The sequence below is a fragment of the Haematobacter missouriensis genome (assembly GCF_000740775.1).
Taxonomy (GTDB): Bacteria; Pseudomonadota; Alphaproteobacteria; order Rhodobacterales; family Rhodobacteraceae; genus Haematobacter; species Haematobacter missouriensis.
Genome location: NZ_JFGS01000035.1, coordinates 24767 through 34570, shown reverse-complemented (window position 1 = coordinate 34570; position 9804 = coordinate 24767). Strand labels below are relative to the sequence as shown.

At 66.0% G+C, this 9804-nt stretch carries 9 protein-coding genes; 7 read left to right on the top strand and 2 right to left on the bottom strand.

Annotated features, from left to right (window positions below; translation table 11 throughout):
- Nucleotides 1-803 precede the first annotated feature (803 nt).
- The gene (locus tag CG51_RS15990) at nucleotides 804-1643 is read right to left on the bottom strand and encodes an alpha/beta hydrolase (protein ID WP_035746659.1); all 840 of its coding nucleotides are present in this window, start codon (nucleotides 1641-1643) and stop codon (nucleotides 804-806) included.
- Nucleotides 1644-1793: 150 nt separating this feature from the next.
- Here CG51_RS15990 and CG51_RS15985 point away from each other — a divergent pair, with 150 nt between their 5' ends.
- From CG51_RS15985 to CG51_RS15955, 7 genes are all read left to right on the top strand, one after another.
- The gene (locus tag CG51_RS15985; protein WP_035746657.1) at nucleotides 1794-3206 is read left to right on the top strand and encodes an NHL repeat-containing protein; all 1413 of its coding nucleotides are present in this window, start codon (nucleotides 1794-1796) and stop codon (nucleotides 3204-3206) included.
- 88 nt (nucleotides 3207-3294) lie between these two features.
- Nucleotides 3295-4401, top strand: a complete 1107-nt coding sequence (locus tag CG51_RS15980) for an ABC transporter substrate-binding protein (protein ID WP_035746656.1) — start codon at nucleotides 3295-3297, stop codon at nucleotides 4399-4401.
- Nucleotides 4398-5438 carry a FecCD family ABC transporter permease gene (locus tag CG51_RS15975; protein ID WP_035746655.1) on the top strand — a complete coding sequence of 347 codons (1041 nt, stop codon included), beginning with the start codon at nucleotides 4398-4400 and terminating at the stop codon, nucleotides 5436-5438. Before CG51_RS15980 ends, CG51_RS15975 begins: the two co-directional genes overlap by 4 nt.
- Entirely contained in the window at nucleotides 5435-6229 is a 795-nt protein-coding gene (locus CG51_RS15970; RefSeq protein ID WP_035746654.1) for an ABC transporter ATP-binding protein, read from the top strand. Before CG51_RS15975 ends, CG51_RS15970 begins: the two co-directional genes overlap by 4 nt.
- Nucleotides 6226-6810 (top strand): TRAP transporter small permease, encoded by a 585-nt coding sequence (locus CG51_RS15965; RefSeq protein WP_051930733.1) that lies wholly within the window; start codon nucleotides 6226-6228, stop codon nucleotides 6808-6810. The genes CG51_RS15970 and CG51_RS15965 overlap by 4 nt, the downstream gene beginning before the upstream one ends.
- Entirely contained in the window at nucleotides 6807-8063 is a 1257-nt protein-coding gene (locus tag CG51_RS15960; RefSeq protein ID WP_035746653.1) for a TRAP transporter large permease, read from the top strand. Before CG51_RS15965 ends, CG51_RS15960 begins: the two co-directional genes overlap by 4 nt.
- An 11-nt stretch (nucleotides 8064-8074) precedes the next feature.
- Nucleotides 8075-9061, top strand: a complete 987-nt coding sequence (locus CG51_RS15955) for a TRAP transporter substrate-binding protein (RefSeq protein ID WP_051930731.1) — start codon at nucleotides 8075-8077, stop codon at nucleotides 9059-9061.
- A 137-nt stretch (nucleotides 9062-9198) separates the two neighbouring features.
- Here CG51_RS15955 and CG51_RS15950 read toward each other — a convergent pair whose 3' ends face one another.
- Nucleotides 9199-9777, bottom strand: coding sequence for a cytochrome b (locus tag CG51_RS15950; protein WP_035746652.1), 579 nt, complete (start codon nucleotides 9775-9777; stop codon nucleotides 9199-9201).
- Between the last annotated feature and the right edge of the window lie 27 nt (nucleotides 9778-9804).

The following is a 9804-nucleotide window of genomic DNA, read 5'->3' as shown; positions in this document are numbered from 1 at the left end:
CCGACGCAGGCGCGGAACAACCGATCCGATTCAGTTATGGATGCGGATGTCCTAAAACATCGGTTGCTGCGACCATTGTCATCCCTGTGTTGCTGAACAGAACTGGCATGGCGGCGAGCATCCGGTCAAGGATGGGGAAGAACTGCGCCCACCGCTACCGCGGGATCCGGGACGGATTACACCGGCGCCCCGTCAGTGCGCGTGACACCAGACGCACAGCCGCTGTTCCCGAGCGTATCTGCGGCCACGGCCACGCGCAGGACGAGGCAGGTGGAAATGCGTGAAGGTATGCAGCACCTCTCCACCCGGATCGCGCCATTCCGCAGCGACAGGGGGTGCGTCCTGCGGCTCCTCCACCAGGGCTGCGCAGAGAACTCGCGACCGCCCAGAAGACAGTCGCTGATGCCCAAGAAGTGTTGGGCTATTCGCCTTAGGCTGCCGAGGTGCGGGTGTTCGGGGGGTATTGGGCTTTCCCCATCCGCGCGGTATGATCGAACATGGCTTACCATCTGGCAGCACGAGCTGCAGTTCACTCCTACCCGCTCGCGATGCGCGCCCGGGCAGGGGACAGGATGCCCCGCCAGATCAGGCTGACCCGCCCGCCGATTGGCCGACGCCGCAACCATCCAATAGTTGGCAGGTCGCTGAAAAAGGCGTTCGCATCCGTGCCGAAACGGAAAACGTTCGCAAGCTGGCAAGAATTCACCAGAAGTCTACAAATCTCCGGTCATTCCTGGTCGAATTTCCCGATTTGCAGCGCATGGAGATGACGCTCTGGACGGTTCAGTACACGTCAGCCGCCATCACACCTCGGTCGCGAACGGGAGGACCAGGGGGAGTGAGCCTGCGAGGGTCTGGATGTGCACATGCTCCCGCAGAACATGCAGGGCGGGCCGGAGGCCGGGAAACTCCCGTAATGTTTCAAGGAAATGCATCGTGACGGGGGCAGGGCCATCCGGCACCGGGCCATCGCTCCCTGACCGTTTCTCGCGGTCGCCGAGTGCGACGAGCAGCGGTGGAAGGGCCATCGCGGCAGGGGCTTGCGCGGCGATACGCCGCATCAGCGGCTCGTCCCACCAGATCGACGGGCTGATGGCGGCGTAGCGCGCAAACGCATGGGGCCGCGAGAGCAAGGCGTAAAGCGTGAAAAGCCCGCCGAAGGAATGGCCCCATAACGTCCGGCGCTGCGGATCAATCCGCACTCCCTGTTCTGCCGCCTCCCGGAGAGGTCCGATCAGCCGATCCAGGAACACCGCTCCCCCCCCGGCGAGGCGGCCGACGTGGACAGGGTCCGGCCGGATGCCATCGCCCGTTCCGTCAGGTGGAGTGAAATCCAGCGTGCGGCGCTCTCGCGAGAATTGCCGGTCGGTGTCATAGCCGATGCCGGCGATCACCAGCCCGGGAGCGAGGGTGAGATGCGTCGCTGTCAGATAGTCATAAGCGGCATTGCCATCGAGCAGATACAGGATCGGCCATCCGCTCTCAGGAGGGTCGGTCTTCGGAATGGCGAGGAAAATGCGGTGGCCCGGCCCGGTGGCCACGGTCCTTTCCAACATCTTATGCGTGGGGTTTTCGCTGCGCAGTATCTGCAGCTCCGCTTGTCGCAGGGCGTGATCCGGCCCCGCCTTTCCCGTCTGCCGCATGGCGTCTCTTCATATCGTGACCGTCGCGATTCGCGCCGGTTGTTGGTTGACAAAGTTTGTCGGAAATATAGTGCTGCATGCGAACCGAGCCAGACCGGATATGTCCCGGGCCAGCCAAATGACTGATGACATGACGTCAAGGAGCCCGACATGGCCATTCTTCCTCTCAGCCGCCTGCGCGCCTCACTGGGTGTAACGGCGCTGATCCTTGCGACGGCGGCAAGCCCCGTTCTGGCCGATACGATCTTCACGCCCTCCGCAGACGGATTTGAGGGCATGGTCCGCGCCACCGCCGATGAGCCGGGCGCGGCCATCCTGAAAGGCGGCAAGGTCAAGATCGCCGGTGACCGGCTGATCCCTGGGCAGCAGATCACGCTGCTCCGTGGCCCGACGGTGCTCAACCCCGACGGACCGATCGTTGTCGATGCAGAAGGCAAGTTCGCTTTCGATCTGACGCTGGATGCCGATGCCGTCACCGGCTTGCAACCGGTCGTCGTCATCGCGGAGAAACCTGCGGCCGCCACTGTCGTGGAGGTGAAGATCTCTCCCGATGTACCGGTTTCGGGCGCGGAAAAGTTCGCCATCGAAAGCGGTCTGGTGACGCGCGGGCTTTATCAGGTCGTGTTCAGTGGGGCTTCCAAGGCCGCCTTCGTCACCTCTGCGGTCGGCCGCCCGCCGGTGAAGGACTCCGCGCTGCTGAAGATCGACGCGGAGACGCTCGAGGTGAAGGCGCAGGTAGCGCCCGCCGCGGCTCCCGCGCGGGAAGATGGCAGCGACGGGGGTGTCTTCGCCGTTTACGGCGTGGCGGTTGATGATGCGAACGGCAATGTCTGGGTGACCAACACGCGGCAGAACACCGTCGCGGTCTATCGGCAGTCCGATCTGTCGCTGGTCAAGCAGTTTGAGCCGGGGGCGGTCGCCCATGCCCGCGATGTGGTGGTCGACGAGGCCAACTCCCGTGCCTATGCGAGCGCGACGGGCACCGGCAACATCGAGGTCTTCGACACCAGGACGCTGGAGCAGCTGGAGCCCATCGTGATCCGGTCGGGCAAGCGCGGCGGAGAGTTCTCGGTCATGAGCCTCGATCTCGACACCGAGAGCGGTAAGCTCGTCACGGTCAGCATGCGTTCGGACGAAGCAGCGGTCGTGACGCTGGCGACCGGCGAGACGACCGTCTTCCCGCTTCCCGGCGCCCGCAGCGCTTCCGGCGTGGCGCTGGACGCCAGGGATGGGCTGATCTTCGTGGCGTCGCAACAGACCGACAATCTGCTGATCGTGAAGGCCGACGACGGCGAAGTGCTGCATGATGTCGAAGTGGGTGCGGGTGCGCTGAACGTCGCCTTCGATCCGGTGAACCGCTTGGCCTATGTGGCCAATCGGGGTGCGGGAACGATCACCGTCGTCGATACCGACGGCATAATCGTGGCCAACCTCGATGCGGGCAGCATGCCGAACCAGCTCCGTGCTGATGGCAAGGGCAATGTCTATGCGGTGAACAAGTCCCGCGGCGAAAACGACCCGGTCGGCGACCGGATCTGGCGGATCACCCCCGCCACGCACTGATCCCGCGCCACGAAATGGTGGCGGAGGCGGAAGCCTCCGCTGCTCGCATTTCCCAGCCGGAGACCCGGCTCCGCACGAAAGACTTGCCATGGTCCGCCTTTGCGCCCTGTTCGCCGCCTTGGTCACGCTGGCCGCCGCAGTCATCGCCCAACCCCTCTCGGCAGAGGTCCGGGCCACCGACATACTGGGGCGTGAGGTGGAGTTGCCGCAGCCTGCCAGGCGGATCGTGCTGGGAGAGGGGCGGCACATGGCTGTTCTTGGCCTGATCCATGACGATCCCGTGGCGCTCGTGGCCGGCTGGCGGCTGGACAAGGCGCTGGATGCGCCGACCCTGGACGCCTATCGCGCCAGATTTCCGGCGATAGACACGATCAGGCCGGTCGGCTCCGGCAACCGCGATATCTCGGTCGAGACCATCGTGGCGCTGGACCCGGATCTGGTGGTGCTGTCACTGATGGATGCGGAGGACAAGGAGATGGAGGTGGCGCGCGGTCAGTTGGAAGCCGCCGGGATCCCTGTCGCTTACGTTGACTTCTTTTCACACCCGCTCGAGAATTCGGTTCCCAGTCTCCGGCTGCTCGGCACCCTGACGGGCGCAGAGGATCGCGCCGAAGACTTCGTGCAATTCTACGAGTCCCGCCTGAACCGTATCCGCGAGCGGCTGGCTGATCCGGCCATTCCGCGGCCGCGGGTTTTCTTCCACGTCCATGCCGCGCCGCAGGGTTGCTGCTCCACCGTCGGCACGGGCGTCTTCCACGATTTCATCACGACCGCCGGTGGCCTGAATATCGGCGGGGAACTGGTGAAAGGCGTTCTGGGCAATGTCAGCCTCGAATTCCTGATCGCCGCCGATCCCGATTTCTACATAGCGACGGGGGGCACGCATATGGCGTCGCGCGGCGGGTTGGTGCTGGGGCCGCTGGTTGATGCGGAAACGGCGCAGCACTCCTTTGACACGCTTGTCGGCGCGCCCGGCATCGCCTCCCTCCGCGCGGTGGAGGAGGGGCGCGCCGCGGGCGTGTGGCACCTTTTCAACGACTCGCCCGTGCATATCGCGCTGATCGAATACCTCGCCCGCACCTTCCATCCCGACCTGTTCGCCGATGTCGATCCCGCCGCCACACTGGCCGAGATCGAGACCCGTTTCGCCCCGGTTTCCGTGTCCGGAACCTGGTGGGTGGTCCCCCGGCCATGACGGCGCTGCTGCTTGATCGTTACAGGCAGCGAAACCGCCGCCGTGCGGGGCTGGTCGGGCTGCTGGGGCTGTTTGTCGTAGCCGCGCTGCTCATCGACCTGACCACCGGGCCGGCGGGCCTGCCCCTTGCCGAGACATTGCGCGTCCTGACCGGCGCCGAGGATGTGTCGCGCGGGGCCAGGGTCATCGTCTGGGATGTCCGGCTGCCGGTGGCTGTGATGGCGCTCTGCGTCGGGGCCGCGCTCGCGCTGGCGGGGGCCGAGATGCAGACCGTGCTGGAGAACCCGCTGGCCGAGCCGTTCACGCTGGGTGTCTCCTCCGCCGCGGCACTTGGGGCGGCCCTGGCCATCGTGCTCGGTCTCAGCCTGCCGTTCCTGCCGGCGGAGTGGAGCGTTTCGGCCAATGCCTTCCTTTTCGCTCTCGGCACGCTCGCGCTGCTCCAGACGCTGGGGCGGCTTCGTGGCGGCGGGACGGAGGTGCTCGTCCTTTTCGGCATCGCGCTGAATTTCACCGCTGCGGCCTTTCTGTCGCTGGTGCAGTTCGTGGCCTCTGCGGATGCGCTTCAGCAACTCGTCTTCTGGACGATGGGGAGTCTTGCTTCCAGCCGCTGGCCGGGCGTGGCGCTGCTCGCGACGCTGCTCGTGGTGGCGCTTCCTTTCTCCATCCGGGCGGCCTGGCGGCTCACCGCCCTCCGTATGGGAGAGGAACAGGCGCGGAGCTTCGGCGTCAACGTGACCACGCTCCGCCGCTGGACGCTCGTCCGGGTAAGTCTGCTGGCCGCGGGCGCTGTCTCCATGGTCGGAGTGATCGGCTTCGTGGGCCTTGCAGGGCCGCATATCGCGCGGATGCTGGTCGGAGAGGATCACCGCTTCTTCCTGCCCGCCAGCCTGTTCACCGGGGCGCTGGTGATGTCGCTCGCCTCCACCCTGTCGAAGCTCGTCGTGCCGGGGGTTCTGCTGCCCATCGGCCTTGTCACATCGCTGATCGGCCTGCCGATCTTCCTCTGGTTGATCCTCCGGGGCAGGGCGGTGCGATGACCGGGCTGTCCGTCAACGACCTCTCCGTTCATTTCGGTGCCCGCAGGGTGCTGGACGGGCTGACCCTGCCGCCCCTCCGGGAGGGCGAGCTCACGGTGCTTGCCGGCCCGAATGCCGCCGGAAAATCCACGCTGCTCCGTGCAGTGGCGCAGCTTCTGCCCTATCGCGGGCAGGTGACTCTCAACGGTCAGGATCTGCACCGCCTTCCCGGGCCGAAGCGGGCGGCGCTCCTCGGCTTCATGCCGCAATCGTCGCTCACCGGTTCTTCGCTCATCGTGCTGGAGAGCGTCATTACGGCCCTGCGGGCAGGAGGCGAACATGGCCGGAGCGCGGCCGAAACCGTCGCGATGGCGGCCCTCGACCGGCTGGGGATTGCCGCCCTCGCGCTCGATCCGGTGGACAGCCTCTCCGGCGGGCAGCGACAGATGGTCGGGCTTGCGCAGGCCATCGTGCGCGACCCTCGCGTCCTTTTGCTGGATGAGCCGACCAGCGCGCTCGACCTTGCCTATCAGGCGCGGCTTCTGGCAGAGGTGCGCCGCCTTGCCGCCGAGGGGCGGACGGTCATCGCCGTGCTGCACGATCTGGCCCTTGCGGCGCAATGGTCGGACCGCATGGTGATGTTGCGACAGGGGCGGCTGTACAGTGCCGGCTCGCCGGCGGAAGTACTCACGCCTGCCATGCTGGCCGAGGTCTACGGAGTCAGCGCACGTGTCGAGCGTTGCTCGCGCGGCCGCCTGATGGTGCTGGTCGATGAGGAGTTGGCCCCCCCACAGAAGGAGGCGGCCGAATGAGCCTGAACAACGATGTCTTCGATTATGGCCCCGGTATCCGCGCCTCTCTCTTAGCCCGGATCAGCAGGCGCCTGGCGCAGGCGGAAATGGCGCTCGGTGCGGCGCTGGTGGCGGTGATCGCCCTGTCGCTGCTGGCGGGATCGGTGTCGCGCACGCTCGGGCGACCGCTCATCTGGACGGACGAATTCGCCGTGCACCTGATGGTCTGGGTCGCCTTCCTGGGTGGCTCGCTCGGGATCGCCACACGCGGCCATATGGCGATCGCGCTGCTGCCCGAGCGTCTGGGCCCGCGCGGTCGGGCTTGGCTTCTGCTGCTGACCGACCTGCTCGTGATGGCTTTCATTCTGGTGATGGCATGGCTTGTCTGGCGCTGGTTCGACCTGCCGGGGCTGTTGCGCGCGGGGTCGGGCGCGGGGCTTGCAAGCGACACGTTCAACTTCATCTACACCGACCCCACGCTGACCCTGGGCGTGCCGAAGGTCTGGTTCTGGCTGATCGTGCCGCTGACATGCGTGACGGGTGGGATCCACGCGCTTGCGGCCATCGCCGTCGATCTGGCCGAATTGGTCAGGCAGCGATGACCGCGGGGCTTTCGTTCCTCCTCCTGCTGGCCATCGGTGCTCCGATTTCCTTCGTGCTGATCGGCGTCGCGCTGATCCTGATCGTCGCAGGCGGCAATGCGGTGCTGCTCGACAGTTTTCCGCAGCAGCTTTTCGCGGGGATCGAGAGCTATGGGCTCCTTGCGCTGCCGCTCTTCATCCTGCTGGGAGAGTTGATGGGCGCGGGGGGGATCGGGCGGCGTCTCCTGGCCTTGGCCGAGGCGATGATGGTGCCAGTTCGGGCGGGTCTCGCCTATGTCAACCTGCTGGCCAACCTGATGATGGCCGCGGTACTTGGCTCGACCGTCGCGCAGTTGACCGTGATGTCGCGGCTTGCCGTGCCGGAGATGGAACGCGCGGGCTATCCACGCGATCTTGCCACGACTGTCACGGCGGCGGGCGGGTTGCTCGCCCCCGTCATTCCCCCTTCCATGAACCTGATCGTCTATGCAACCGTAGCACAGGTTCCCGTGGCGGATGTCTTCGTCGCGGGGATCGTGCCGGGTTTGGCAATGGCGGCTGTATTCGCCCTCATCATCGCGTGGCTTGGGTGGAAGCACAACCTGCCACGTGTGCCGTCACAACCCGCGCGCCGGAGGCTTCTGGCTGCGTGGCATGCGCTACCGGCGCTGGTGGTGCCGCTGGTCGTGGTGGGCTCCATCCTGACGGGCGTGGCGACGCCTACGGAATCCGCCGCCATTGCCTCTCTGGCCGCAGTGCTGATCGGGATGTTCGTGTACCGGGAACTTCGCTTTGCCGATCTGCCGCAGGTCTTTGTGCGCACGGCCGCCACCTCCGGCGCCGTGCTCTTTCTTGTCGCGGCTGCGCAGATCATCGGCTGGGTCGTCACCTTCGCCGGCCTGCCCGCACAGGCGGCCGAATGGATTCAGGACGTGGCCTCCTCCCCGCTGGCCTTCCTCATCCTGCTCAACATCCTGCTGTTGCTGCTGGGTACGGTTCTGGAACCGATCCCCGCGATCATTCTGGTCGCGCCGGTGCTCCTCCCGGTGGCAACCGATGTCTATGGCATCGATTCAGTGACGTTCGGGGTGATCCTCTGTCTCAACCTGACGCTGGGTCTTCTGACACCGCCTGTTGGCGCGGGGCTCTACACCGCATCGCTTCTGACGGGCGTCAGCGCCGAGCGGCTGTCACGGCTGCTTGTTCCGTTCTTTGCGGGCGTGATCGCGATCCTTGCGGGGATGACTGTGATCGCCGCCCTTAACGCAGGCTAGGAGGAGAAGATATGCGTTTTCCAGGGTGGGGGCCGGGTCTGCTGGCTGCCGTTACGCTCGTTGCCATCACGCTGGCTGGCCCGGCGGGCGCGCAGGACCTGCGGATCGGCATGGTCACTCCGCCGCCGCACCAGTGGACACGCTCCGCGAATGCGCTGGCCGAAAGGATTACCGCGGAGACGGAGGGCCGGATGAAACTTGCGGTCTTCCCCTCCGGTCAGCTGGGGAACGAGGCGCAGATGCTCCAGCAGCTCCAGACAGGGGCGCTGGACCTGGCCTTCCTGACGGTGGGTGAGCTTGCCAACCGCGATGCGGATTTCGGCATCCTCGTCGCGCCCTATCTGGTGCCCGACGCGGAAAGCGCGGCGGAACTGCTGGAGGGCCGGACCGCCACGGCGTTGCAAGAAAAGCTCGGCGCGCTGGGGCTGAAGGGTCTGGGATACGGTATGGCAGGCATGCGGATCGTGCTGCTGTCAAAGCCGATGGCCGAAGGAGGCAGCGTCGCCGGGCGCAAGATCCGCACGGTACCGCTGGCGCAGGAGATGGACTTCTGGACGCGTGCGGGGGCCGCCCCCACGCCCCTGCCGCTGCCCGAACTGTTCGACGCCTATGCCAACGGCCAGATCGACGGCATGCAGATTGACCTTGAGGGCACCTGGAACAATCGCTTCCAGGACTATTCGGCCGTGGTGCTGGATAGCAGGCACGCGATCTTTCCGATGTTCGCCGTCGCCTCGGCCCGGAAATGGAGGACGTTCTCCGAAGCGGATCGCGCCCTGATCACCCGGCTGGTCGGAGAGGAGACGGCCCATATCCGCGCCACCTATCCGGGCATTGACGCAGATTATCGGGCGAAGCTGGCGGAGGCGGGTGCGCCACTGACGGCGGCCGGGCAGGAGATCTTCGGCGACGCCGTGGAAAGCTGGTATGAGGCCTGGCGGGAGAGAACGCCGCTGCTGATCGAACTGGAGAAGGAGGCCAAGGAGCTGGCCCCCTAAACGGGCTTTCAGCTTCGGCTCGGAGCGGAAATCGCTCTGACCATTCGGAGGCACACATCACGCATGTCGGGGCATGCTGGGGACGATTTCCCGACGTTCAGAGCAGAGGCACGAGACTTCTGGCCGTTCTCAGCAGCCTACCTTCGCCAACTGCGCCGCGCGCGGGAGCCGGCCATCCGGGCCATGGTCCCGTCGCGCCACATCCCCTCATGCAGGCCGACCATGACGACATGGCCCAGGATGAGCAGCGCCAGAACCCAGCCCATCTCGCCGTGCAGCGCATCGCCCAACCCGACCGCCCACTCCACCGGCGTGGTGCGGGCCGGGAAAATCTGAAAGCCGAAGGGCGCAAAGACCCGCTCCGATCCCCAGGACCGCAGGAGCGCCACCGCCGGCACGACCAGCATCACCGCGTAAAGCGCCAGATGCCCGAGCCGCGCCGCGAGCCCGATGAGACCCGCCCCATACGAGGGCCGGTTTCCCCGATTGGCGAAGGCCCAGATCACCCGGATGAGGATCAGCCCGAAGAGCACCGTGCCCACCGGCTGATGCCACCCGACGAAGAAGGATACGACTGGCTGACGGCCGAATATCAGCCGCAATGTCATGCCGAACAATTGCCACAAAATCAGTGCGGCGATCGACCAGTGAAGAATGCGCGTGACCCGGCCGTAAACGGTCGCTGTATCGCGCAGGGGAATTTTGGGGGAGGGCATCAGCGCGGGTCTCGTCAAAGGAGGAGG

Bases quoted from the DNA above. Each gene is read 5' to 3' on its own strand.
- CG51_RS15955 (WP_051930731.1), top strand. From the start codon at position 8,075: ATGCGTTTTCCAGGGTGGGGGCCGGGTCTGCTGGCTGCCGTTACGCTC.
- CG51_RS15970 (WP_035746654.1), top strand. From the start codon at position 5,435: ATGACCGGGCTGTCCGTCAACGACCTCTCCGTTCATTTCGGTGCCCGC.
- CG51_RS15980 (WP_035746656.1), top strand. From the start codon at position 3,295: ATGGTCCGCCTTTGCGCCCTGTTCGCCGCCTTGGTCACGCTGGCCGCC.
- CG51_RS15990 (WP_035746659.1), bottom strand. From the start codon at position 1,643: ATGCGGCAGACGGGAAAGGCGGGGCCGGATCACGCCCTGCGACAAGCG.
- CG51_RS15950 (WP_035746652.1), bottom strand. From the start codon at position 9,777: ATGCCCTCCCCCAAAATTCCCCTGCGCGATACAGCGACCGTTTACGGC.
- CG51_RS15975 (WP_035746655.1), top strand. From the start codon at position 4,398: ATGACGGCGCTGCTGCTTGATCGTTACAGGCAGCGAAACCGCCGCCGT.
- CG51_RS15965 (WP_051930733.1), top strand. From the start codon at position 6,226: ATGAGCCTGAACAACGATGTCTTCGATTATGGCCCCGGTATCCGCGCC.
- CG51_RS15985 (WP_035746657.1), top strand. From the start codon at position 1,794: ATGGCCATTCTTCCTCTCAGCCGCCTGCGCGCCTCACTGGGTGTAACG.
- CG51_RS15960 (WP_035746653.1), top strand. From the start codon at position 6,807: ATGACCGCGGGGCTTTCGTTCCTCCTCCTGCTGGCCATCGGTGCTCCG.